Source organism: Lysinibacillus sp. NPDC096212, assembly GCF_044763105.1.
In the GTDB taxonomy this organism is placed as follows: Bacteria; Bacillota; Bacilli; order Bacillales_A; family Planococcaceae; genus Lysinibacillus.
Genome location: NZ_JBIWFQ010000017.1, coordinates 23,303 through 47,510, shown reverse-complemented (window position 1 = coordinate 47,510; position 24,208 = coordinate 23,303). Strand labels below are relative to the sequence as shown.

The window sequence follows — 24,208 nt, the reverse complement described above, 5'->3', positions numbered from 1 at the left end:
AGGGGAAATTTATGAAAAAAATGTTTAAGAAAATAGTCATCTACTTTATCGCGTTCATGCTTATTGGACTAGTGGCGATATTCAGCTATCATCGATATCAGCTAAGTAAGGAATCCAAACTTTTAGATATTAAAGGAACACTTGTTGAGGTCGATCATCAAAAAATCAATGTTTACACTGAGGGGGATGGTCAGGACACTTATGTGTTTATGGCAGGCTCAGGGGTTGCAGCACCTATTTATGAAATGAAAGGACTGTACAGTAAATTTTCTCAAGAACATAAGATTGCTGTTATTGAAAGAGCGGGATATGGCTATAGCGATGTCTCGAAGGACGAACGAGATGTTGATACAATGTTAGCGCAGATGAGGGAAGCGCTCCTGAAAAGTGGGAATAAGCCTCCTTATATATTAGTACCTCATTCCATTTCAGGGGTTGAAGCTATTTATTGGGCTCAAAAATATCCTGAAGAAATTAAGGGGATTATTGCGCTTGATATTGGTTTGCCAAGTCAATATGTGGAGCATAAAATGGGAGTAGTCGATTTATGGACTGTTAGGGGAATGAATTTGCTAACGAAATTGGGCGTACATCGTTTAACACCTTCGCAAGTGTATAATCCAGAAGTAATAAAACAATCGTTTTTAACGGGGGAAGAAAAAGAAATTTATAAAGCACTATCCTATAAACAAGTTTTTAATAATGATATGAAAAATGAGCTACTACATGTGTATGAAAATAGTTTAAAATCAGAAGAGCTTCCGAAACCAAAAGACACTCCGATATTATTAATAGATGCCATTGCTGAACAAAATAAAGATTTGGAATTTACGAAGTACCATCGCCAGAAATATGCTGAATTTGCCGATCAAATTAATATAGCGGAAGTGAAAGAAATAAGTGGTACTCATAGTATTTATTTATATAAACCTGATGAAATTTATAATCTTGCGATAGAATTTATGAAGACAAAAGTTGGCAACAAAGAAAGGTCGAGGTAATGAAAGGATTTACAATTTTAATAGTAGAAGACGACCAAATGATTGGCGATTTGATGCAAAAAATACTACAACGTGAAGGTTACGACGTTGTATGGAAAACTGATGGACGAGAAATTATGAATCTTATCCATCAAATCGATTTAGTCATAATGGACATTATGCTTCCAGGGGAGGATGGCTATCAGCTAACAAAGAACATTAAAAGCTTAGGCTTAAATATCCCCATTATTTTTCTTTCGGCTCGTAACGATATAGAGAGCAAGCTTCAAGGGTTAACAGTTGGTGAAGATTATATGACAAAACCATTTGATCCGAGAGAGCTCCTTTTAAGAATGCAGAAAATGCTAGAGCAGCAATATGGAACATTTACGCAAATCCAGCATCTATTAATTGATACCGAACATCGTAAATTATTTAAAAATAATATACATGATGAAATTTCATTAACAGCAATCGAACGTAAAATCTTCTTTTATTTATTTGACAACAAGGATAGGGTGTTAACGAAGGATCACTTTTTTGACTATTTATGGCCACTTGAAGATCGAAATCAAAATATCATCAATGTTCACATCAAAAAGATTAGAACGAAAATGAATGATTCATCAGGTACCATCCTACAAAATATTTACGGAGAAGGGTATCGATTAAATACCTACATAAAGAAATGACATTAAAAACAAAATATCGATTATTATTATTTACTGCTATAGTTAGTGTTCCAATCGTCTTGTTAGGGATTAGTGTGTCGATGTCTATTATTTACGAATTTGCTTTTAAAACTAGAAATAAAGGCACTCCATTCCATGAATCTTTCGCCTATCCAACGATGCTGATTGTGTTCTTCCTATCCTTATGTTTGCTAGCATTTTTATTTTCGAAATCGATCAATTCATTACTAGCGAAAATTAATATGCTAAACAAAACGATTCGTGACTTAGCGAGTAATGAAAGTACACCGAGTACATTAGAGGCTGGCAGTGAGGATGAAATTGGACAGCTAATTCAGTCGGTGAATATACTAATTGAGCGAACTACTTATCGGGAATTAGAGCTTAAACAACAGCAAGAGCAACAAAAAGAGCTACTACAAAAGCTGAGGCACGACATTAATACACCATTAACAGCGCTCCGTTTACAATTATTTTATCTAGAAGATTACTATAAGGAGGAACAACCAAAATTGGTAGAATCCTTGAATGAGCAAATACAGTATATCGCTAGCTTAACGAATGAATTTAATTTGCAGTCCTTAGACGATATTGAGAATTCTTATATAGTGACGGAACAAGTACAACTCGCGATACTGTTAGAAACGATGATAAAAAAATGGAGCTATTTATATAGAATGCATAACATTGAATTAATCTATCATCCAGAGGATACTCATTTAGCATGGACTAGTAATGAGCTATGGCTTCAACGAATGTTCGATAATGTGTTCCAAAATACATTGAAACATTCCAATGCTACGAAGCTTGAGATAACAATAACAGATAGTATGATTTTCATGATTGATAACGGTATTGGCTTTGAACAAAATCGTTTAAGTGGGGGTCTAGGTTTGAAGATCATTGATGACATCGCTAGAATTCTTCAAGTAAGCTATTCACTTCATTCAACCGAAGAAGGGACATCATTTTGTTTTTCTATTTCAACATAAAAACAACGGCTTTTTCATTTTGCCGTTGTTTTTTATTACGTCGAAAAAAGTTAGTTGATGTTTTTAAATAAAAAACAGGGAATTGAAACCGTTAAAGAACCATATAAAGCTATAAAAGGAGGAAAGTTTATATGAACAAAAATTCCCCTGCAAGTGTAAGTATGGTTTACATGATGACGAATAATGAAGTCATGAATCAAGTCATTGCCTTTTACAGGGACACAAATGGAATGCTCGCCTTTGTGGGTGCCTATCCAACTAATGGTAGAGGTACTGGCATAAGGAAAGTCTCAGCGGCAACCCCAAACAATGGTGTCGATCCTCTGACGTCACAAGGAGCATTAACCTTATCCCATGATGGTCGTTTTCTTCTCGCAGTGAACGCAGGCAGCCATAGTATCAGCAGTTTTATCATTAGTGACAGCGGTGTACCTGTTCTAGTGGACGTAAAGCCATCGGGAGGTGCTCAGCCAAATAGTGTAGATGTGTTTGGTGATTTTATCTATGTTGCCAATGTAGGGTATGGCACAAACAATTTTGCATCTAACATCATGGGTTTTCGCATAGAAGAACATGGACGCCTTACTCCTATTGCTGGCTCCTCACGTTCTCTCAGCACTTTCAATGCCGAGCCTGCTCAGGTTCTTTTCACACGTGATGGCAGTAAGCTCCTTGTAACCGAGTATACTACAAACCGTCTTAGCGTTTTCAACGTAAATCAAAATGGTACAGTTTCAGAACCAATCGTTAATGATTCTTATGGTGACGGTCCATTGGGTGCCTATTTTCTATCCTCTGGAATCCTCTTAGTTACTGAAGCGAGTTCAAATGCCCTGTCATCCTATTCAATGAGCAACGACGGGATTCTCCATGTGATCAGTGGCTCTGTACCAAACGGATATAAAACTGCATGCTGGGTAATCACAACTAGAGATGAACGTTTTGCATTCATAACAAATACTTTAAGTGGCACTATTTCCACCTACCGAATCGATCCCAATGGTGAACTGTCAGTGGCAGGGCATATTACTAGTACACCGCAAGGTACAGCTCCAGGACTACCGATGGATGTTGGAGTGAGTAAAGATGGGCGGCATTTTTACACCCTGAACGGAAATCAAGGAACAGTCTCCGTATTTGCTATTCAAGGGGATGGAAGTCTAGTTAGATTGCAGGTTGCTGCATGGACTCAACTCCCTTATTTTGGCTCGCAGGGATTAGCGGTTCTTTGACTTTAAGTTGAGCGATAAAAAGTTAAGTTGGGTGATGAATTTTAAAAGTTAGGTGATAAATTTTAAAAGTTGAGTGATAAATAAAAAAAGTTGGGTGATGAATTTTAAAAGTTAGGTGATAAATTAAAGTTGGGTGATAAATTAAAAAAGTTGGGTGATAAATTAAAAAAGTTGGTTGATAAATTAAAAAAGTTGGTTGATAAATTAAAAAAGTTGGTTGATAAATTAAAAAAGTTGGTAGATAAATTAAAAAAGTTGGTAGATAAATAAAAAAGTTAGGCGATAAATTTAAAAATTGTTCCGATAAATCACTAGAAGGCCCTATCGAACTAGCTTCGTTCGATAGGGTCTTCCAGCAACAATGATTTAATCACATGTTTTAATTGAAAAATAGAAGATTGTTGACTTTCGTTCTTCTTGTAAATAAAGACAGTCTCGATCACTTTATTTAACTGCGGCAAATCGTAATAGTGAATGTTGGAGTAGTTATAAAGGTCAATTAGTTTTGTATTTAATACAGCAATCGTATTGTCAATTTGTAGGAAATCAAGGATACTACTGACCGATTTTATTTCTTTCATCGTAAATGGAACTTCATTCTTTTTTAACCACTCTGCCATCGCCCGTGTATACATACAGCCTCTACTTAACACAAGGAGTGTGACAGGTGAACGTTTCTCAAAATCAATAATATAAGAATTGTTCGAAATGACTTCAAATGTTTCTGTTGCAATCAAGTCATAATTTACATCAGGGTAGTGTTTAATAGGATTACTCGTCAGTGCACAATCCATTTCGGCATTATGTATTTTTTCATTTAAGGAAGTGCTAGACTCCACAGTGAAATCGACATCTAAAGGAATATTATTTGTCTGCAAGGCATTCATAATGGATGCGCCATAAATTTTAATCGTTGTATGAGAAGTGCCAAGGGTAATTTTCGACTTCGTTTGTGTCAAACCAATCTCTTGTAAAAATTCATCGTACTCCTGTGTAATAAGCTTTAGAAATTTTAAATATTGTGTCCCTACATTTGTAATCTTCAAGCCCTGCGGTGTACGCTTAAATACCTCCTGACCAATCTCCCCCTCCATTTTCTTCACTTTAGAGGTTAAGGCAGATTGCGTATAATTCGTAATTTGAGCGGATTTACTAAGATTTTGCCTCTCTAAAATTTCGATTTTTAATGCTATTTCTTCTATGTTCATGTTGTATGTCACACACCTATAAAATTTTTTGATAGCTACTATCATTTTCCTCCATTTTACGCATTCATTGAGCAAGCGTAAACTCAAATACGTAAAGTTAATGAATCAGTGAGACAGCATTGGAGGAATTTTTATGAATACATATTATAAATGGATCATCGTATTAGTAGCTACACTGTCCCAAACTGCGGCAACTTTTGTGACGTACGGCATGGGGCCAATTGCTACATTTTATCAAATTGAATGGGATTTATCATCTTTTCAAACAGGTTTTATCGTTTCTGCTGTTAATATTGGGCCAATTTTTTCGATGATGCTGTTCGGCTATTTAATGGATAAAAGAGGAGAAAAACAAATTATCGGATGGGGCTCTATTTTATTAGGGTTCTCAGCTTTACTTCTCATGTTGGTCAATAATTATGCAGTGTTGTTATTTTTATTATTAATCGTGGGCGTATGGTACGGAAGTGCACAAACAGGGGGCAGCACCGCAATTGTGAAATGGTTTCCAGACAAACATCGCGGACTAGCGATTGGCATTCGACAAACAGGCATTCCTATCGGTGGAGCTTTAGCGTCAGCCATTCTCACATATATGTACTATCATCATAGCCTAATATCGGTACATCTTGTACAAGGATTGGTGGCTATTGCTGGTGGATTGCTTTTTTTACTGATTTATCAGGAGCCTAAAAATCGCGAAGCAGTAGCTACAACCTCTGTCACTTTTAAAGAGAAGCTAGAAGCTATTAAAAATAATAAAGATTTATATCCAATCTATATTGTTGGGATTGTGATGATGACGTTACAAATGATACTTGTTGCTCATTTCATGAGTTATTTACATCAAGAAGGAGGTTATTCCTTAACAGAGGCGGGGCAATATTTAAGCGTTGTATTAATCGGTGGAATGATTGGAAGGGTAGCAATTGCGTGGATTAGTGATCATTTTTTTGCGCAGAAGCGGGAATTTTTATTAATGATCGTAATGGCTAGTGCAGTTATTCTTATCGTCATATTGCCGCTTATGCTACATGCAAAAATGTTGATGCTATTAGGTTGTTTCTTATTGGGCTTCGTAGCACTTGGCTGGTATTCACTGTTTATCGCTTGTGTAACAGAGCAATCGAATCCACAATATGTTGGTCTAACTGTAAGTGCAGCCTTGACGTTGAATCAGTTATTTATTGTGATCGCCCCTTCGTTATTTGGATTCATGGTAACCTTTTTTTCAAGCTATCAATTGGCGCTGGACATTGTAGCCATATTTGTCGCTCTCGGTGCAATGAATTTATATAGAGTGACCCAAAACAAAAACGCTGTAGTATCGTAGCAAAAATAAACCCAAATTCGGTTCACATTCAGTTCATATATTTGTTGTATCATCCGTTTATAGACAACATCTATAAAAAACTTAGAAAAGTGATTTTCATCTGTTTCAAGAAAAATGAAACGGTGGAAATAAGCGAAGGAGGAAATACAATGAATAGAATGGAAAGCACGATAGGGAATAGTGAATGGGCCATTGAAGCACATGGTCTCATCAAACATTTTGGAGGAAATCGTGCTGTTGATGGTGTCGATCTAAACGTACGTGCTGGTACTATCTATGGTGTACTTGGCCCTAACGGAGCGGGAAAGACTACTACGATCAGAATGCTCGCAACCCTTCTACGAGCAGATGAGGGGTCGGCACGAATATTCGGTTATGACATAGTGAAGGAGCCTCACATTGTCCGTCAATTAATTGGAGTCACTGGTCAGTATGCTTCGGTTGACGAGTCACTTAGTGCAACGGAAAATTTGATAATCTTCTCTCGTTTGCTAGGATTGGGACGTACAGAGGCTCGAAATAAAGCAGCTGAATTACTGGAAGAGTTCGGTTTATCAGAAGCTGCCAAACGTCCTTTGAAAAATTTCTCTGGTGGTATGCGACGTCGCTTGGACTTGGCTGCAAGTCTTATCGCACAGCCACCATTGATTTTCTTAGATGAGCCGACTACAGGGTTAGACCCTCGAACACGCAATCAAATGTGGGACACAATCCGTCGATTAGTAGATACAGGATCAACCGTCCTATTAACGACACAGTATTTGCAAGAGGTTGATGAGCTAGCAGATCGACTTGCCGTTATTAATCATGGTCGAGTTGTTGCGGAGGGAACGGTCGATGAGCTAAAGGCATCTGTAGGTACATCATCTTTACATTTGAACATTCAAAATCCTCAGGAGATCATAGTTGCTCGTGAAACCGTAGAACAAATACTCGACGTAAAAACTACAGTTACACAGGACATCGGGAAGATTACGGCCCCGATGGCAAATGTTGACGCAGTGACGGATTTACTGATCGCCCTTCGTCAAAAAGGAATACAACTTGATGAGTTCAGCGTACAAAAACCGACCTTAGATGAAGTGTTTTTGACAATTACCGATGAGAATGTTCCCCAAGAACTCAAAGGCTCTGAGCAAGTAGAGGGGGAAAGAGTATGAAAAGTCAATTGCTAAAGAAGCCGAGCTTCAATCAATCTTTAAGAAATTCGTTAACGATGGCCTATCGAGGCGTATTAAAAATTCGACGTACACCTGAGCAATTATTTGACGTAACGCTTCAGCCGATTATTTTCACCCTCATGTTCACCTATATTTTTGGGGGAGCCATTTCGGGCAATGTGCAAAACTATTTGCCAGTCATCATTCCAGGAATTCTCGTGCAAACGGTCATCACTACCTCAATCGTTACAGGAGTCCAATTGCGGGAAGATATGGATAAAGGGGTGTTTGATCGATTTAAATCACTACCGATTGCCCGCATTGCTCCACTGGCAGGGGCCCTATTGGCGGATACAATTCGTTATACAATTGCAACTGTACTTACTTTTACTATGGGATATATCATGGGGTATCGACCAGAAGGTGGATTTGGTTACGTTGTACTTGCGGGGCTTTTAGTTATTGTCTGTGCCTGGGCTATTAGCTGGATTTTTGCCTTCTTTGGTGTCATTGCACGTACAGCTTCGAGTGTACAGGGAATTTCCATGCTCGTTCTGTTTCCACTGACATTTCTTTCTAACGCTTTTGTACCAGCAGAGACTTTGCCAAATTTCCTGCAGTGGTTTGTGAAATTTAATCCAATTTCACATCTCGTCACAGCCGTTAGAGAACTTGCAAATTCAGGAACTATAGGTTGGGATTTGTCAGCTTCACTTATTGGAGCGGCAATTGTTGTCATCATTTTTGCACCACTGACAGTTCGTGCTTATATGCGTAGAACATAAGAAAAATCCTTAAAGAGTGTGTTTTGATCAAGCAATTGTCAAAACACGCTTTTTATTTTGGATTGTTGCGAGAATTAAAGTTGTAACTGTTGCTGATTCCTATAATAGGATAAAATGATGGAAAAAGGAATGAATTCAACAAACGGAGGAATGCGATGATGGATCCAGAAAAAAGTTCGATTTGGATTGATGCAAGTATTGCTACAGTTTGGCAGGCTGTCATAGAGGAACAGCTACTGACGCAATGGTACGCCCCAGATTCAACTTGGGAAATTCCCAAATTAGAGGCAGGAGAAGAGATGATTTTCTCGATAATGCCGAATGAACAAAATCAGCTTGCAGAAAAATTACCGATGGTGTTAACGATTAAAAATGTAACGCCAAATCGAGAGTTTTCTTTTTACTTAGGTGTAGAAGAAACGCTGATCGCTATATTTTTACAGGAAGAAAAAAATGGCACCACGGTCACTTTTAATACGAGCGGCTACGGGGCTTCTCTCGCAAGCTTAAAAGTTTTAGTGGAGGGAAATGAAATCTGTTAACTTGTATGTTTCATGGAAATTTTCATTTTTCATGAAACTTTTTTATTGTTCATCAGTCTAACTGTAAATGCTTTTGTGGGGGCGAGCAAAATGTTAAAAGAACAAAAGGACGCTCACTTATCTAGAGCCATGACAATGTACGGGGATTATTTATTACGCGTATGCTTTACATATGTACAAGATTGGGCAGTGGCTGAAGATTTAGTACAAGATACCTTTGTTAAATATTATGAGAAAATGGAGCAATTCCGTGAAGAAGCTTCCATCAAAACATATTTATATCGAATTGCGATTAACAATTGTCATAGTTATCTTTCAAGCTGGCGTTATAAAAAAATACAAGTCATTGATTATTGGAGCAAATTAAAGAGCCTTTCCAATAATCCTGAAAAAGAAGTATTGATGGGAGAGACGGATGCATTGCTAGTGGCATCGATTGAGAAACTCCCGACGAAATACAAAGATGTATTACTACTATTTCACTTTGCCGAGTTTTCCTTAAAGGACGTTGCAGCTTTACTAAAGCTACCAGAAAATACGGTCAAAACACGATTAAGGCGAGCACGTCAAATGGTTGGCATCACGCTATTGGAGGAGGGGTTCGAATATGGATCAGATTCGTAATGCCATCAATGAAATGTATAAGGAAGGTAAATTCTCTCATGAAAGTCATGGTAAAACGTTTCAAAAAATCAATCAAAAAACGAAGAAGCGAACACCGTTAATGCCAATTATCCTAACAGTAGTCGTAACAGCTTGTCTGATCATCGGTTTAAAGATGATGCTTTTCCAACATGATATCCAATTAACGACGTCGACGGTTATCGATTCAAATTTCTATCCAGAAAAGTCTGGAAGGGTGAAAGACTATAGCGTATTAACAAAACCTTGGATGGTAGTAGGATTAGTGAGTTCTGTGTTCTTATTTATTTTTGCGATATTAGCATTTATGAAAAAATGGTTTTGGCGCGTACTACTATGTATCGTCATTATTATTGCCATTTTAGGGAATATGTCTGAACGAATTGGCTATCGCGTTTACGTACAGAATGAAGCGGACATTCGAAATACTGTACTGGGACCGTTTCATCCAGATACTGTTAAAATGAATGGTACAATAACGATACAACAGTATAGAATTGGTTATTTTTCGGAGAATCGCTTTAGAGGTATTGCAATTTTCAAGCATGATGGAAAAGGCTATGCATTGGATCAGTATATACAGAGCGAAGTAGATACCATGGTTTCTGTTTATTTAAAAGACATCCACAATCTTGTTATTCCATTACTTAACAATCATAACATTGAAAAATTAATAATAGACACTGGGACCGAGCGTATTGAGAAAGCAGTTGATTCGAATGATGCGCAATTAATATCAGTGCCTCTAAAATCAGAAATAGCTACTTCTCAATTGCTGATACATGCATTGGATCATGAAGGAAATACTTCTATTCTTTATAAAGATTCACGTATTTTCACCTATTAACTGCTACCCCGTATGAATATGATGCTTTCATACGGGGTTCATTTTTGACATATCCATGGAAGGAGTGCTCACTACGTCTTAGGTCTTAGAAGATTTTAAAGCGGAGGGTCGTTTTTATAAATGAAAATTCCTATATAATGAATTTATTGGAATATTATATAGCGGGAGGAAATTACATTGAAAAAATTTATGGGACTTGGTTTGGTAATAGGTGCCTCATTAATTGCGTTATCGGGGTGCAACTCAGTCATGCCAGGTAAAACCAAAGATGAAACGATTTTAGTCGAAAAGGATAAAGCAGAAAAGTTAGATGTTGAATTACAACTTGGAATTGGGGAAATAACAGTAGAAAAAGGTGCTAAGGATTGGGTTGAAGGTACTGCTCAATACAATATTGATAAACTTGCTCCAAAAGTAAAATATGACTTACGTGGCAAGACAGGAAAAATATCGATTGATCATAAAGGTTCAACTAGCGTGCGTTTAGGGAAAATAAAAAATATATGGGATATTAAACTGAATGAAGATATTCCAATGGATCTCTCAATCGAAACGGGAGCATCGGATGCAGAACTAGATTTACAAGGGTTGCAGCTGGAAAAATTAGATATTAACACAGGTGTTGGCGATCTTGAAGTAAATTTAGGTGGCGATTGGAAAAAAAACTTCGAAACGAATATTGAAACAGGTGTTGGGAACACTACTGTCACTTTACCGTCAAAGGTTGGGGTAAAGCTTACGACAGAAAAAGGCATTGGCACATCAAATATTGAAGGCCTCATTTCTAAAGGAGAAGGGGTTTATGTAAACGAAGCGTATGACAAAGCAGATGTAAAAATAGAGGTCAATTCCGAAATCGGAGTAGGCGACATTACTTTCAAATTGGATAAATAATGAAAAATTTAGTAGGCTACTTTAAGTGAAGTAGTCTACTTTTTTTTGTAGAAACATAGGTGACGGATAGAATGAGCAAAGTAGCGGATAGAAGAGCCGAAAACGTGGATAGAAGAGCCAAAAACGTGGATAGAACGATCAAAATCGTGGATAGAAGAGCCAAAGCCGTGGAAAGAAGAGTCAAAGTCATGGATAGAAGAGCCAAAGTCATGGATAGAACGAATAAAATGCACGATAAAAGTGCAGGAATGACGGTTTGAACGTCACCCCAATATTTAAAGCAGAGCCACTTTTATCTATTTGTAAAAAGAATTTTATCAAAGTGAAACCTTTTGATAGAGTTAATTACTCTAAGTATTGAAAGGGGGAGACAGCGTGGAACATGACTTATCGATCGTCAAACAGGCTATTGCAGGGAATAAGGAAGCGTTTGAGCAGCTACTCATTCTAGAGGAAGAAAAATTATTTTATACTGCGCTTTCTTATGTTGGCCAAAAAGAGGATGCACTGGATGCTATTCAAGAAGCAGCATGTAAAGCCTATCTAACCGTGCATCAACTAAAGCATCCAGAATTTTTCTCCACATGGCTGTTTCGGATTTTAATACATGAATGCTATCGTTTGCTAAAAAAAGGGCAAAAAATCATTCCTTATGAAGAAAATGAATTATTAAATCGTTTACGGGAGCAAGAAAATGTTCTGGCGAATCCAATCGATTTATCGGATGCTATACAGCTTTTGAATCACTCTCAGCAAATGGCCATCATTTTATTTTATTATCATGATTTACCAATTAAAGAAATTTCAGAAGTAATGGAAAAGCCGGTTAGCACGATTAAAACGTATTTGCATCGTGGAAAAAAACAATTAAAACGAGAATTAGAAAGGAGTGCAACGTTTAATGAAAAAGCCATTTAATGAAAACAGTACCCTTCCAGAATTCCCAAGAGATGAGGTACGAACAGCGATTGCCAATGGAATAAAACAAGCAGAGGAGCAAAAAAATATGACTCAAAAACCTGTACAAATTAAAAGAAAAAGTAAACGTAAACCATTATTATATGTAGCAAGTGCGGCAGCCGCATTTAGTATTATGGTAGGTTCTGCAGCGTATGTATCTCCAACTTTCGCAAGCACATTGTCACAGCTACCGATTGTCGGGTCGGTATTCAGTAACTCTGGTTACCTTGGACTAAAACAAGCAAGTGAACAAGGGCTAACAAGCACTATTGGAGAAAAACATACAATTAACGGTATTTCCGTAACAATAGATGAAGTACTTTATGACGCGTCAAATATTACGGTAGGACTTACAATTGATTCTGAAAAGAAATTAGGTGATTATTACTTAGGGGCAGGACCGAACTTTACTATTAATGGTAAAAACCCTAAAGTAAGTTCTGGTGGCTATGGTGAAAAAGTTTTAAGTTCAACAGTCCGTACAGGCATCGCAAGATTTGAAGTGAAGGAAGACATGCCGGATTCCTTTGAAATGGGCTTAACGTTAGAAGGGAAAGAAGGGGAAAAATGGGAATTTTCAGTTCCTGTTAAAAAGATTACGAATACTATTGATGTGCCAGTTAATCATCAGCAACAAGCAGAGGGCATTCAACTGGATGTGTCAAAAATTTCATTAAGCCCATCAGGTATAGCACTTGACTATAAAGCTTCTGAAAAGGGGACAATTGATAATTCACAAGTAGGTGCATCGTTTATAGAATTCCGTATTACCGATCAGAATGGCAAGGAGATTACTTCGCATTCTGGTGGAGGAGAAGGTCATTTCGATAATGGTGAATGGAACTTTAGCAGTACCAAGTCCTTTGACCCGATTTCAAGCAATGTTCAAAAATTAATGATTACACCATATTTAGTGATTCCTTCAGGTGGAGGCGGTGTACATGTTGATATTGCTGGCGTAGAAACTAAAATTCCATTTAATAAACCATCTGTAAAAGAAGTGAAGTTCCAACCATTCACAGTAGAATTACCTAAGCAAAATAAATAAACATTCAGGCGTCAAATACAACCTTTGTATTTGGCGCTTATTTTATGTTAGTTTATAGAAAGCAACTGAATGAAGGAGCGAACGGATTGAAGATTTATACATACAAACAACCAGCGGCCATTGAGTCAACAGAGGCAGTAGCCATTTTAAATGAAGCGGGGGAAGTATCGTCGAATGTCCAACGTGTTTATTCGAATGGCCTGAAAAAGGCATTTGACCGCACAATGGACTATCGCTATTTTGTACGTTTTGATGTCAGTGATGTCACTGGTCAGCCTCTTTTCACATGTAAGAAGGTGTCGCGTCGGGGTCGAGTGCATTTTAAAGGGAAGGATTTCGTCACAGGCAAAGAGTATATGATTGCCTATGATGGTTGGCAAATTATGATTCCTGACTTAATTATCACGGATGATGTCCAAACTATAAAACTCAACAAGGAAATGGAGGACTGGTCCGTATTTTCGTTAGAGGAACAACCGATAGCACGCTGGCATGCTGTCTTTTGTGAAACCCATTTTGAGATTACTCTGCAAATCGAAGACAACAGCCCGATACAGCATGAAGCCTTTTTTATTGCGATTGGACAGGCAGTGCTGTTTGTAGGAGCGTAAGATGTCGATATATTTGAAAAAGTGTCCGATAAACTGAAATAGTTAAACGATAAATCTTTTAATAATTTGAGAACAAAACTAAAGAGCATATCTTGGTTATTATTTCCAAAACATGCTCTTTTTAATTTATTAGAAGATAAAGCTATCAGGTCATTTCGATTTGAAGGGCCATCAGCTGCTCCAATCCTTCTTTTAATGGCGGTTGTGCCTCTCGGGCTGCCTCTTCAAGTTCCTCTATGCTCCCAAAAATCCGGTGCAGTACCATTTCGCTTTCATAAATCTCTTTGCCTTTTAGCGCCTTGAATAGCGCCTCGGCTAGCTCAGGAGTGTCGATGGTTAAATTGGTGACCAACGTGCCTTCATCAATTCCTCCCTGTAAAATGGATACAATCACTGGCATAAGCTCTACTTTTACGCCATGCGCATCAATAAACGCCTCTGCATAACCATCCTGCGCTGACTGATGCTCTGTATCTACCAGTTCCATATAGCGGCACACTAGCGGAAAATAAGCTTCGCTGTACAAGCCAAGGCCCAATACTGCATAAGTGCCCGGCATGACCGATTTCTCGCTTGGCTCCACGTCCCCGTACCACGCGAACTCTTCCATAGCTATATCTACATATTCTGCAATCTTCGGGAACAAATTAGGGTAGCTAAGTGCATTTGCAAAAAACTGATGTAGCTCGGACTTCGCCAGTTCCTCCACGGGAAGGAAGTTCTTTTGGCTACTCTCTAACTTTAGTTGATAACTTTTAGGAAACTCTTGTTTCAAAAGATTGATAATATAATCCAACGCTTCTTTATAAGCAAGTTCTTCTTCGGAGAGAATTCGAATTTCAATCGTTTGTGTAATATCGTTGTTTCTGCCTTCTATCAGCTCTCCACGATATGTACGAGCAAATTTTCCACTGCCTTCTTTTAAATAAATAGCAGCCTCCTTGGAACCCAATTGGACTGCTAGTTCCATATACTTTTGCCGAATATCTGGCTCAGTGAAGCCAATCTGCAATGCTGCATAAAGAAAGAAATCCATCTCTCCGATATCTACGGAAGGATGATCCTCTTTCAAAGTCCAAATCATTCCATAATGACCGGATCGGGTAAAATGCTGCAGTAAAAAGTAATCCAGCGCCCATTTTTTAAACGTATAAGTATACCGACTGATCCAATCATTTTTGAGCTCCTGGTCGTTATCTAACTTGTCGGAGAGACGACGAATTAACAGATCAATTACTTCCACTTCCTGTTTCATCAAATCAGGATTGACCAAATGCTTGGCGAAAAAGAAAATGTCAATCTCTACAGGTAACACAGGTAGATCAGACAGAATCATTGTTTGAATAAAATGATCCAGCCTCTTTTGGAGTTGAATCAACTTGGGCACATTATATAGCTGTTTGTTAAGGGTTAATTTCGAATTCTCCCACTCAAACTCAAACACAACTTCAAACTTGTAATCAAAGAAATCGGGCCCCAGTTTTTCCGAGCGGAACAGGTCGTCTACAAGCCCGCACAAGGTAGGAAAGAACTCCTCAGTCAGAAGTTCATCGGTCAACTCCATGATGTAAGTATCCGCTCCAAATTTGTTCGAGCTGGATAATAATTTGGAGAAATCGATATAAATTTTCCCCTTAGTCCAGGTAAACTTGCCTTTTCTCCACGCCACCCGGAGGTAGTTGTGCACTCCAGCTTGCAACGTTCTTTGATCCTTAAACTCATTGATTCTTTTGCTTTCTTGTTCGTAAAGTGTAGTGATTTCCTTCCATACCTTATTCAGAAAAGCTTCCACAGCCTGATTCAACGGTATCTCCTCCTAATAACTATTCTATTAGCTTAGTTAGTTTTATAAGTAAAATTGTATTAGTCTACATATATTTTACATAATCTTACACAAGAAGCGAACATCTTTTATACTAATCTGCTACGTTCGTTTAGTTTAAGTACAAAAGTTCACATATTCATAGTCGGATTAGCATAAAAAATAGCTTATTTCTTAGAAAGCTATTTTTAATAAAACTCTGTTTAGTTGGGCGATAAATCCGAAAAATAGGACGATAAACTGAAAATTTAAGCGATAAATGAAAAGTAGACCCTATGCTACATAAGAGGGTCTACTTTCATTTAAATATCTAGCATTTCATTCGCTAATTTTCTACGACTTATCCAGTAACCTTGTAGCGTAAAGACAATAAGTGTCGCGCCTAAAAAGACGATACTCGTAACACCTAATGTAACGAAGTCATAAGATCCTCCGTCAATCGTGAACAGTAATTTTGTAACTAGAAGTCCGAGAAATGTCCCAACAGTCAGTCCATAAAGTACAAAGGATAACACTTGCGTCAAAATCAGCTTGATTAATCCTCGCGGTGAAAGACCTATAAGCCGCTGAATTGCATAATCCGCACGTTTTGAGTAAATGGAGTGAAGCAGTGTTTGCAATACGCCGAGACAAGTTGCAGAAATTAAAATAACAAAGACTCCAACAAAAAGGCTCCAGCGCTGGAAGGTCATTTCATCGTTTTGCTTAATAAATGTCTCTTTATCAGTAATTTTTAAAGCTGGCCAACTTTCTTGTAAGTATGAGAGATCGGCTAATGCCTGCTCTGTATTATCTGCTTCCACCATTATGTTTGTAATGATAGTTGAATCAGAAGATACTATAAAAGAGGACCAATCCACAAATAAATCTATATATTTATTATAAGAATCAAGAGCTACATCAATTACTAGTAATTCACCAATTGGCACATTTTGTTGAAGTGTTTCATCAAATGTCCCTGCCATTATACGATCACCAACTGCTAATTGATGTTTTTTAGCAAATCTTTCTGTAATGATCACTCCATTTTTCAAATCTCCTTTAACAGCATCAAGCTTTTTTAACTGGACGTATTTTTCGACATCAATGGCCTCGAAGTTACTACCTTCTTCCCAGCCATTTTCGCCTTCAAGCGCGATCCAAGGTGCTTCACTTCGTGCATAGGCATAGGCCACACTCGGCAATGCCTCAATTTCTTTTATTAGATCCGGTGTAACGGTTGGGTCATTTAATTCATTATCAATTTTAATCGATGTTTCATATTGAGAGTTAATATACTCATAGGAGCTTTGCTGAACTGATTTAAATAAAGAGCTGCCGAAAATTAAAATGACCATTAAGCCGATAATGCTAAGTATAATCGGCATATTTCTTCGTACTTGTGGCATAAGCTGCTGACACGCTAAGTATGCTTCTTTGCCGAGCACAGTACGAATAGGCTTCAATGAAAATTTAAATAATGCTGTAAAGAGGTATGGCATCAGGTAAAGGAAGATTCCACTGACGAGTAATGTGCCTATTAAAATCATAAGTGCACCTTGTCCACTATTCTTTCCGATTTTATAAGCATTTAAAAACAAGAATAGGGATATGAACGCAACGCCACTCACAATAATCGATTTCCATTTTGTCCACCGTAAACTTAAATTTTCATTCTCTGTTGCGATTTGTAAAGGTAATAGACTTGAGCTTTTATGAACTTGCCACTGTGTGATTAGCTGGAGCAATAAAAAACTTACAATAGCAATCGCCAATACAAAGATCATCGGTAAATCAGTTTTTGCATCTGGCATTTTCATCAAACTAATGAGCTGTGGTAACCAACTTTTTATTATCAATAAACTGACCGCTGTCCCAAGCAATACGCCAACGCCAATAATTGTAGATAATTGCAATTGTACAATGCGTCCTACTTGCTTGGTAGAGGCGCCAAGTGCACGAAATACCATAAGCTGTTCTTTAATTTTGTAAAATAATAGCTGGAACGTTGATAGCAGTAAAACACTTGAAATAAGTAATATAAAGAATGAAAGTACAACCATAAAAATGATTAATGCTTGTAAATTTCTCTTAAATTCATCATAGTCACTCATGACATCTACACGTAATGTTTCATCAAGTTGTTTCAAATCTGTACCAACTGAGGTAGCCATATTATCTTCCGTTTTAATGAGTGCAAACATACCGGCCGTTTGTGCATTACTATTATTCATCCAAGTTTTCAACTCATCATTTTGCATAAGGATAAAATTAGGACTATCTGTGCCTTTAAGGGGTGAAAGGATTTCTTGTATCGTAAAGCTACCTGTATTTGCTTCAACAGTATCTCCAATCGTTTTATTGAAAGTAACGTTTAGCGTATCACCGACCTCTTTGTGGAAAAGACGTGCCACATTTTCAGTAATCACAACTTCGTTCGGGCCAAGATCGACATTAAAATGATAGCGGCTTTTCACTAAGTCGTCGTTTTCCACACCAACTGTATAAAATGATGTATTTTTCTCATTTTCAACATTAGTTTGAGCTAGTGACACACTCGAAACTTTTGTAACACCAGGCATTGCTTCGAAATTTTCGATTTGCTGTGAAGTTAACAGCCTATTTTGATCGGGGTTATAGCCGACCATTAAATCCATTTCGCCATATAATGCTTGTATGTCTTCTTTCATTTGACTATGGGCATTCCATATGTAAACACTCATTGTCATGACAAGGCAAATGGAAATGGTAATAATACTAATACTCGTTAATACATTGGCCCATGCTGCACGAAATAGCTTCAGAGCAATGGTACGCATCGTAAACATTACACATCACCTCTAGTAATCAGCTTGAACTTCGCTAAAATACAATCTAAATCCTCCGCTGTTTGCGTATTTTGATAGGAATCCACAATGGCACCATCATGGAAAAATAATACACGATTTGCATAAGTCGCAACATAAGGGTCATGTGTCACGAGTAACATGGTTTGATTCATAGTTTTTTGCAAGTCTACTAACAGCCCTAAAATTTCATCAGTCGTATTCACATCCAATGCACCAGTCGGCTCATCTGCCAGCAATATTGGTGGGTTTGCAATAATGGCGCGGGCTATGGCCACTCGTTGTTTTTGACCACCAGAAAGCTCATTTGGTCGATGCTTTGCCCATGCAGCGATATTTAGCTTTTCCATCATTTGCTGTACGCGTACTTTGATGTCTTTACTTGGTACATCATTGAGGATAAGAGGGAGCGCAATATTATCTTCAACTGATAAATCCTTCAACAGATGGAATGATTGAAAGATAAAGCCGATATTCTCTTTGCGGAATTTCGATGCTTTTGGCTCTTGATAAATATCATGCGCTTCCTTTCCAAATAAGAATAACGCTCCTTCAGTCGGTTCATCGATGGCGCTAATCATATTGAGCAGTGTACTTTTACCAGAACCGCTCGTCCCCATAATGGCCACCATTTCACCTTGATAAACTGTACAATGGATATTTTTCAAAGCATTGACCGTATGATGCTTTTGTTGAAAGATTTTTGACATCCCTTCGATGCGTAACACTTCTGTTAAACGTCCTTCGGGGATCGGAATCGCATTAATAACTCCTTTCAACGGATTGAACCCATTCATCTATATATGCCCCCTTTAATTGTTGTCGTAAAGCTTGTAAGCCTCGGCGAATATGCGTTTTCACAGTGCCCTCAGGACATTGTAAAATCGCTGCAATATCTTTTACCGAGTAGTCTTGATAAAAACGTAATAGTAAAACCGTTTTGTATTTTTCCTCTAGCTCGCAGAGAGAATGCCATAAATCAAGTTCTTCTTCGATATATGTAGGTGAAGTACTATTGAGATCCTCTAATGTATGTGGTTCAACAAGCTGTACCGAGTTTTTCTTGGCAAGATAGGTTTTACAGCAATTTATAATAATACGCGTTAACCAGGTAGAAAAATATTGAGGGTCGTTTAATTTAGGTAAGCCCTCATATGCACGGATAATGGTCTGTTGAAAAACTTCTACGGCGTCATTTTCATTTTGGACATAAACATAAGCCATTCGATATAACTTATGTTGCTCCTGCTCAATAAGCTGATAAAAAGCTTGCTCATCTCCGTTTTGTGCTAACTGTACCAATGATTCTTGCTTTGTAGTAATGAAAAACGCCTCCTTCCGACTATTAGACTTGGCAAACTATCATTTCGATTCAACTTTTTTTATTTTATGGGAATTTAATGGGTCATTTCCGAAAACAGGAGATTACTTTTGTTAAAGACTATACAATGCATATCAGTTGATCTTCGTTCTTGGCGACTCCTTGGGGATTAGCGATAGGGCAAGAAGGCTAAACCTGTGATAACGCTTTCGTGACCAACATCGTGTTAGCCCAAGACCCTGGAGCGAAGCGTGTGTTTTCTGTGCAAAAGGCGTATAGCTAACGTAGCAGCAGCAACAAAGTTTTATCTGTGCGAAAGCGCTCAGTAGGAACGGGAATCAACCCTATGTTATGGTGTTGTTCCAATTTAATAGATAAAGTCCAATTTATGGTTAAAGATTAATTTATTGCTATAATAACATTAATAGAGTGGGATTTATGGAAGTTCATGGAAAGTAAACTAAAATAACTAATAAGCTTGTTTTAAGGAGGAAATAAAGATGAAGAAAAAGCCTATTTATGTGGAGCTGGATATACGAGCACCTATCGACGAGGCTTGGAATTATACCCAAAACCCTAAGCTGCATGAGCAATGGGATTTACGTTTTACTTCTATTACATATATCGATAAAAAATCTCCTGAAGAACCTCAGCGCTTTACCTATGAAACGAAGGTGATGCCGGGCATAGCAGTTAGTGGCTGGGGTGAGAGTAAAGGAGAGCATCATAAAAAAGATGGTACGAAAACATCCTCGTTACATTTTGGTACACCCCAAAAAATATCTCCAATTGCAGAGGGGAAAGGGTACTGGCGATATATTCCTAAAGACCAGGGGCTCACATTTTTAACCCAGTATGACTATGATGTTCGCTACGGGAAACTAGGGAAATTATTTGATGCTGTGTTTCGTCCCGTAATGGGCTGGGCAACAGCTCTTAGTTTCGATGTTTTAAAAAGATGGCTTGAAAAAGGAGAAAATCCTTTTTCTCAGTATCGTCGCTTCTTTTTAACTATGCTCATTAGTGTGCTTTTTTGTTTTGTGTGGTTGTACCACGGTCTTGTACCGAAAATCATCGTACAACATCCTACTGAGGTGATGATGATTGAGAAATTACTAGGCGGGGATTATAGTCAGTTGAATGGATCAAGTAACACTAGCCAAATAGTAAACTGGATTGGACTTGCGGAGATAATCTTTGCACTGTGTTGGCTATTGCCTCGAGGAAAGCGTTTATTGTTTGGTGTGCAAATAGTGTTATTTCCGTTTTTAACATTGGGTGCCGTTCTAGCAGATAAAACGATTGCTACTGCTCCGTTTAATCCTGTAACACTTAATGTAGCATTGTGGGTATTGTCCATTATCGGGTTGATTCTAAGTAAAGATATGCCTAGTGCCAAAAGCTGTAAACGAAAGCGAGGAGAAACAACATGACGATTTATCAAACTTTATTGGGCGAGGACTTTACTCGACTCCATCCGATGCTGCAGAAGCGTTATATGTTACCTGTAGATCAGTCTTTTTATGCTACTGGCGTAATGCATAAAATTGAATCTGGTACAAAGTGGCTGCGTCCTTTTTATGCGATAGCTACCAAAACTAAATTCCTGTTTCCTGAATCAGGCGACGGTGTTCCATTCTCAATTTGTAATACTTGTCGAGTATTACCAAGTGGAGAACTTGAAGTGTTATGGGAGCGTACTTTCAATTTTTCAACCAGAACTAGACATTTCGATGCGAGAATGACGATTGATCCAGTCCGAAAAATAGTCAAGGATTACTTAGGATCACCAGCTCTTTTTTATTCAGATTTACATTTTTCAGTGACACGGGAGGGGAGATTAATCATTCGTTCTGGTGTCCAACGGTTTGTAGTTTCCAAAATGGAATGTCCAATACCAAAAATATTAGAGGGGCGTGTAATCGTCGAGGAAGGATTTGATGACAAAAGGAATGTGTTTACGATTCATGTGTCCATCCATAATCCATTGATAGGGAGGCTGATGATGTATGCTGGTGAATTTACGCAACAATCTATGTAGTCCTGTCCTAATAGTAGGGCTTATGCTGTCGGTCGTTTGTTATTTGTTTAGCCCGCAGCCTGGATATATGTTGCTACTCACAGTTGCACAGCTGATCTTTGTTCCTGCGATGGTGAAAATGGTCATTTCCTTTAACAAAGCCGGTGATGCTATTATTGTCGCGATGATGCTTGCGATTACGATGCTACATTGGTGCTCTGAAGGTTGGATAGCCATCGTTCTCGTACTTATTTATGTTCTTTATACGGCGTTTATAGCTATACAAGGTGTGAAGCGATTTTTACAACGAGGCTTTACAAACATGGCGGAGATATCGATTGATGTGGGACTTATTTATATATTGATCGGTGGACTATGGTTTTTTGCTTTTATCGCAAACATCGATACAGGTTTTTCATCGTTAATAACGTGGTTAACAGCCATCCATTTTCATTACTCAGCTTGTTTATTAGCTATTTCTATAGGTCTTTTTGGGCGAATACATAATAGTAGATGGTACAATGCAGTCGTTGTTATTTTATTGACAGGCCCACTTCTTGTTGCAATTGGTATAACGTTCTCTACAATAATAGAAATTATTTCAGTGACACTTTATATCGCTGCGATTTACAGTTTATTTTTCCTTGCTCTAAAAACGAAACTTCCTCGTGGACAAGGTTTACTGTTACGCATTTCCTATGGGTCTCTATGTATTACGATATTATGGTCGTTTATATATGCATTTGGATATGTAGGGATACCAGAAATGCTAAAATTCCATGGATTTATGAATGGTATTTTCTTCGGTAGTGTAGGGGTGCTGGCTTGGGCTATAGCTATTCCGGAAACTAAATTTCAACCATTTCATTTTCCAGTTAGCCAAATTAGGGGGAAATTGCGAGAACGAAAAGACCCGCACCCTGGTTTAGTCGATGCGCTTAGTGATTTTGTGGATACGACAAAGCTGCCACACATCATTCCACATTTTTATGAAGAAACCAATCAGTATCGTTTAATGGCATCTGTAAAGTGGAAAAGCTGGTTTAAACCGTTTGCTTTGATTTATCAAGGCTTAAGTCGCTTCATGCAACAGCTGAATTTACCCTTCTCCAGTAAGCAAATTGAGATGACAGGAATGGTTGTTAAAGTAGATGAGCTGCGCGATGGACGTCCAGCTCCACGTGCATGGATTCGTAAAATAGACAAACAAACAACCTTTGTCGCAATCTATTCAAAGCATACAATAGGACAAACCACCTATATGAATATTGCACTTCCACTGCCTTTCTCAACAATGATTGGGGTGTTACATTTACATGAAGATAATGGTGCTTTATATTTAACGAGTAATTACGATGGGGATGCTGGGATTTATTTAGCCATTAACCGTTTTTTATTTCAATTACCTTTACAGGAGCATTTTAAGATAAAGGCAGAAGATGAAACAACACTAACGGCTGTGCACAAGATGCGTATTTTCGGACTTCCCTTTTTAGAAATAAACTATCAAATAACAAGAAAATAGATCCTTATTGAAGGAATCTGCCTATCTTTACTAGAAGGTCATATAGACATAATAATAAAGGGGTGATTCGTTGCGATTAACTAAAGGGATTTCAGGTTTTGATGCAGGACATCTAATTGAACAGGATATGCGATCTTTCCAGTCGATGGTTTATCATTTAGTTACAAGTGAACAACGAGCAAAAGCTATCCAATTTATTGATCAGCCTCATTTTGTTTATATGCAAGCGGTGATTCAACTGGAAGATGAACGTTTGACGATACTTCATCATAGGCTGATGCCTTATATTGCGTTTGCTAAGTTTGATGAAGAGTTAATATTCCGATTTTTAACAAAATCTCCATTACACAAATATTTTCCGATGCGTAAATGCCTTCCTGCCGATACACTAAACACATTGTTGACGCAGGATAAGGAGTTGCACAGTTTATCTGAAGTGGAATGGAAATACATTTCACGCTTTGATAGTAAAACAATCGGAGATGTTATGTTTAATTATTGGGATTAATATTTAAATAGAAGGAACAGCTTACTTTTGAGGCTGTTCTTTTTGTGTGTCAAAAGTCCTGTTTGGTTTTTTGGGGGGTAGTCCGTCTGTCTGAAAATTTTGGCTTTAATAATCCGCTGAAAATTACATGAAAATCACCTAGTTATTTCATTTAATCTAGGGAAAATTCCAAATCAATCCAAACTTGGCTCGAGAGTGTTAAATTACTAATGGTGTGCAAATTATAACAATGCACATTAGATTGCATTTGGAAAGTAAGGA

General features: G+C 37.8%; 25 protein-coding genes. 20 read left to right on the top strand and 5 right to left on the bottom strand.

The features are described from left to right. Window positions 1-11 precede the first annotated feature (11 nt). The 5 genes from ACIQ7T_RS16685 to ACIQ7T_RS16665 all read left to right on the top strand — a co-directional run bounded on the left by ACIQ7T_RS16685 (window position 12) and on the right by ACIQ7T_RS16665 (window position 4,166). The gene (locus tag ACIQ7T_RS16685) at window positions 12-1,001 is read left to right on the top strand and encodes an alpha/beta fold hydrolase (protein WP_370078592.1); all 990 of its coding nucleotides are present in this window, start codon (window positions 12-14) and stop codon (window positions 999-1,001) included. Next, window positions 1,001-1,672, top strand: coding sequence for a response regulator transcription factor (locus ACIQ7T_RS16680; RefSeq protein ID WP_402871779.1), 672 nt, complete (start codon window positions 1,001-1,003; stop codon window positions 1,670-1,672). The genes ACIQ7T_RS16685 and ACIQ7T_RS16680 overlap by 1 nt, the downstream gene beginning before the upstream one ends. Beyond that, window positions 1,669-2,664 carry a sensor histidine kinase gene (locus tag ACIQ7T_RS16675; RefSeq protein WP_402871776.1) on the top strand — a complete coding sequence of 332 codons (996 nt, stop codon included), beginning with the start codon at window positions 1,669-1,671 and terminating at the stop codon, window positions 2,662-2,664. The genes ACIQ7T_RS16680 and ACIQ7T_RS16675 overlap by 4 nt, the downstream gene beginning before the upstream one ends. Window positions 2,665-2,795: 131 nt before the next feature. Beyond that, window positions 2,796-3,896, top strand: coding sequence for a lactonase family protein (locus tag ACIQ7T_RS16670; protein ID WP_402871773.1), 1,101 nt, complete (start codon window positions 2,796-2,798; stop codon window positions 3,894-3,896). A 129-nt stretch (window positions 3,897-4,025) separates the two neighbouring features. Further along, a complete protein-coding gene (locus ACIQ7T_RS16665; RefSeq protein WP_402871771.1) occupies window positions 4,026-4,166 on the top strand; it encodes a hypothetical protein in 141 nt (46 codons plus the stop codon). Between the two features lie 59 nt (window positions 4,167-4,225). Here the strand turns inward: ACIQ7T_RS16665 and ACIQ7T_RS16660 are convergent, their stop codons facing one another. Continuing rightward, complete coding sequence (locus ACIQ7T_RS16660) at window positions 4,226-5,104, bottom strand: LysR substrate-binding domain-containing protein (RefSeq protein ID WP_402871768.1); 879 nt, start codon at window positions 5,102-5,104, stop codon at window positions 4,226-4,228. Window positions 5,105-5,237: 133 nt separating this feature from the next. Here ACIQ7T_RS16660 and ACIQ7T_RS16655 point away from each other — a divergent pair, with 133 nt between their 5' ends. The 11 genes from ACIQ7T_RS16655 (at window position 5,238) to ACIQ7T_RS16605 (ending at window position 13,926) form a co-directional block, all read left to right on the top strand. Next, window positions 5,238-6,437 carry an MFS transporter gene (locus ACIQ7T_RS16655; protein ID WP_402871765.1) on the top strand — a complete coding sequence of 400 codons (1,200 nt, stop codon included), beginning with the start codon at window positions 5,238-5,240 and terminating at the stop codon, window positions 6,435-6,437. 149 nt (window positions 6,438-6,586) lie between these two features. Then, window positions 6,587-7,597, top strand: a complete 1,011-nt coding sequence (locus ACIQ7T_RS16650) for an ATP-binding cassette domain-containing protein (protein WP_402871762.1) — start codon at window positions 6,587-6,589, stop codon at window positions 7,595-7,597. Beyond that, the gene (locus tag ACIQ7T_RS16645) at window positions 7,594-8,382 is read left to right on the top strand and encodes an ABC transporter permease (RefSeq protein WP_370078606.1); all 789 of its coding nucleotides are present in this window, start codon (window positions 7,594-7,596) and stop codon (window positions 8,380-8,382) included. Before ACIQ7T_RS16650 ends, ACIQ7T_RS16645 begins: the two co-directional genes overlap by 4 nt. A 158-nt stretch (window positions 8,383-8,540) precedes the next feature. After that, entirely contained in the window at window positions 8,541-8,924 is a 384-nt protein-coding gene (locus ACIQ7T_RS16640; protein ID WP_402871758.1) for an SRPBCC family protein, read from the top strand. 90 nt (window positions 8,925-9,014) lie between these two features. After that, the gene (locus ACIQ7T_RS16635) at window positions 9,015-9,548 is read left to right on the top strand and encodes a sigma-70 family RNA polymerase sigma factor (protein WP_370078610.1); all 534 of its coding nucleotides are present in this window, start codon (window positions 9,015-9,017) and stop codon (window positions 9,546-9,548) included. After that, complete coding sequence (locus ACIQ7T_RS16630) at window positions 9,532-10,413, top strand: hypothetical protein (RefSeq protein ID WP_370078612.1); 882 nt, start codon at window positions 9,532-9,534, stop codon at window positions 10,411-10,413. The genes ACIQ7T_RS16635 and ACIQ7T_RS16630 overlap by 17 nt, the downstream gene beginning before the upstream one ends. 177 nt (window positions 10,414-10,590) lie before the next feature. Continuing rightward, a complete protein-coding gene (locus ACIQ7T_RS16625) occupies window positions 10,591-11,307 on the top strand; it encodes a toast rack family protein (RefSeq protein ID WP_402871754.1) in 717 nt (238 codons plus the stop codon). Window positions 11,308-11,378: 71 nt separating this feature from the next. Beyond that, window positions 11,379-11,567 carry a hypothetical protein gene (locus ACIQ7T_RS16620; RefSeq protein WP_402871751.1) on the top strand — a complete coding sequence of 63 codons (189 nt, stop codon included), beginning with the start codon at window positions 11,379-11,381 and terminating at the stop codon, window positions 11,565-11,567. 115 nt (window positions 11,568-11,682) lie between these two features. Further along, window positions 11,683-12,225, top strand: coding sequence for a sigma-70 family RNA polymerase sigma factor (locus ACIQ7T_RS16615; protein ID WP_370078618.1), 543 nt, complete (start codon window positions 11,683-11,685; stop codon window positions 12,223-12,225). Continuing rightward, a complete protein-coding gene (locus ACIQ7T_RS16610; protein ID WP_402871749.1) occupies window positions 12,209-13,315 on the top strand; it encodes a DUF4179 domain-containing protein in 1,107 nt (368 codons plus the stop codon). Before ACIQ7T_RS16615 ends, ACIQ7T_RS16610 begins: the two co-directional genes overlap by 17 nt. Before the next feature lie 86 nt (window positions 13,316-13,401). Continuing rightward, window positions 13,402-13,926, top strand: a complete 525-nt coding sequence (locus ACIQ7T_RS16605) for a tubby C-terminal domain-like protein (protein ID WP_370078622.1) — start codon at window positions 13,402-13,404, stop codon at window positions 13,924-13,926. 145 nt (window positions 13,927-14,071) lie between these two features. Here ACIQ7T_RS16605 and ACIQ7T_RS16600 read toward each other — a convergent pair whose 3' ends face one another. The 4 genes from ACIQ7T_RS16600 to ACIQ7T_RS16585 form a co-directional block, all read right to left on the bottom strand. Then, a complete protein-coding gene (locus ACIQ7T_RS16600; protein WP_402871746.1) occupies window positions 14,072-15,730 on the bottom strand; it encodes a DUF6138 family protein in 1,659 nt (552 codons plus the stop codon). A 320-nt stretch (window positions 15,731-16,050) separates the two neighbouring features. Next, window positions 16,051-18,555 (bottom strand): ABC transporter permease, encoded by a 2,505-nt coding sequence (locus ACIQ7T_RS16595; protein WP_402871743.1) that lies wholly within the window; start codon window positions 18,553-18,555, stop codon window positions 16,051-16,053. Beyond that, a complete protein-coding gene (locus tag ACIQ7T_RS16590) occupies window positions 18,555-19,283 on the bottom strand; it encodes an ABC transporter ATP-binding protein (RefSeq protein WP_370078822.1) in 729 nt (242 codons plus the stop codon). The genes ACIQ7T_RS16595 and ACIQ7T_RS16590 overlap by 1 nt, the downstream gene beginning before the upstream one ends. 52 nt (window positions 19,284-19,335) lie before the next feature. Continuing rightward, window positions 19,336-19,875, bottom strand: a complete 540-nt coding sequence (locus tag ACIQ7T_RS16585) for a sigma-70 family RNA polymerase sigma factor (protein WP_370078628.1) — start codon at window positions 19,873-19,875, stop codon at window positions 19,336-19,338. A 519-nt stretch (window positions 19,876-20,394) separates the two neighbouring features. Between ACIQ7T_RS16585 and ACIQ7T_RS16580 the strand changes: the two genes are divergently transcribed. From ACIQ7T_RS16580 to ACIQ7T_RS16565, 4 genes are all read left to right on the top strand, one after another. Then, the gene (locus ACIQ7T_RS16580) at window positions 20,395-21,327 is read left to right on the top strand and encodes a DoxX-like family protein (RefSeq protein ID WP_370078630.1); all 933 of its coding nucleotides are present in this window, start codon (window positions 20,395-20,397) and stop codon (window positions 21,325-21,327) included. Then, window positions 21,324-21,935, top strand: coding sequence for a DUF4166 domain-containing protein (locus ACIQ7T_RS16575; protein WP_370078632.1), 612 nt, complete (start codon window positions 21,324-21,326; stop codon window positions 21,933-21,935). Before ACIQ7T_RS16580 ends, ACIQ7T_RS16575 begins: the two co-directional genes overlap by 4 nt. After that, a complete protein-coding gene (locus ACIQ7T_RS16570; RefSeq protein WP_402871738.1) occupies window positions 21,904-23,439 on the top strand; it encodes a YndJ family protein in 1,536 nt (511 codons plus the stop codon). The genes ACIQ7T_RS16575 and ACIQ7T_RS16570 overlap by 32 nt, the downstream gene beginning before the upstream one ends. A 70-nt stretch (window positions 23,440-23,509) precedes the next feature. Then, window positions 23,510-23,947: a hypothetical protein gene (locus ACIQ7T_RS16565; RefSeq protein ID WP_370078636.1), complete on the top strand. Its 438-nt coding sequence runs from the start codon at window positions 23,510-23,512 to the stop codon at window positions 23,945-23,947. Window positions 23,948-24,208 lie beyond the last annotated feature (261 nt).

Coding starts and splice junctions, on each gene's coding strand:
- ACIQ7T_RS16685 (WP_370078592.1), top strand. CDS start 12: ATGAAAAAAATGTTTAAGAAAATAGTCATCTACTTTATCGCGTTCATG.
- ACIQ7T_RS16680 (WP_402871779.1), top strand. CDS start 1,001: ATGAAAGGATTTACAATTTTAATAGTAGAAGACGACCAAATGATTGGC.
- ACIQ7T_RS16675 (WP_402871776.1), top strand. CDS start 1,669: ATGACATTAAAAACAAAATATCGATTATTATTATTTACTGCTATAGTT.
- ACIQ7T_RS16670 (WP_402871773.1), top strand. CDS start 2,796: ATGAACAAAAATTCCCCTGCAAGTGTAAGTATGGTTTACATGATGACG.
- ACIQ7T_RS16660 (WP_402871768.1), bottom strand. CDS start 5,104: ATGAACATAGAAGAAATAGCATTAAAAATCGAAATTTTAGAGAGGCAA.
- ACIQ7T_RS16655 (WP_402871765.1), top strand. CDS start 5,238: ATGAATACATATTATAAATGGATCATCGTATTAGTAGCTACACTGTCC.
- ACIQ7T_RS16650 (WP_402871762.1), top strand. CDS start 6,587: ATGAATAGAATGGAAAGCACGATAGGGAATAGTGAATGGGCCATTGAA.
- ACIQ7T_RS16645 (WP_370078606.1), top strand. CDS start 7,594: ATGAAAAGTCAATTGCTAAAGAAGCCGAGCTTCAATCAATCTTTAAGA.
- ACIQ7T_RS16640 (WP_402871758.1), top strand. CDS start 8,541: ATGGATCCAGAAAAAAGTTCGATTTGGATTGATGCAAGTATTGCTACA.
- ACIQ7T_RS16635 (WP_370078610.1), top strand. CDS start 9,015: ATGTTAAAAGAACAAAAGGACGCTCACTTATCTAGAGCCATGACAATG.
- ACIQ7T_RS16630 (WP_370078612.1), top strand. CDS start 9,532: ATGGATCAGATTCGTAATGCCATCAATGAAATGTATAAGGAAGGTAAA.
- ACIQ7T_RS16620 (WP_402871751.1), top strand. CDS start 11,379: ATGAGCAAAGTAGCGGATAGAAGAGCCGAAAACGTGGATAGAAGAGCC.
- ACIQ7T_RS16610 (WP_402871749.1), top strand. CDS start 12,209: ATGAAAAAGCCATTTAATGAAAACAGTACCCTTCCAGAATTCCCAAGA.
- ACIQ7T_RS16595 (WP_402871743.1), bottom strand. CDS start 18,555: ATGTTTACGATGCGTACCATTGCTCTGAAGCTATTTCGTGCAGCATGG.
- ACIQ7T_RS16590 (WP_370078822.1), bottom strand. CDS start 19,283: ATGTCAAAAATCTTTCAACAAAAGCATCATACGGTCAATGCTTTGAAA.
- ACIQ7T_RS16580 (WP_370078630.1), top strand. CDS start 20,395: ATGAAGAAAAAGCCTATTTATGTGGAGCTGGATATACGAGCACCTATC.
- ACIQ7T_RS16575 (WP_370078632.1), top strand. CDS start 21,324: ATGACGATTTATCAAACTTTATTGGGCGAGGACTTTACTCGACTCCAT.
- ACIQ7T_RS16570 (WP_402871738.1), top strand. CDS start 21,904: ATGCTGGTGAATTTACGCAACAATCTATGTAGTCCTGTCCTAATAGTA.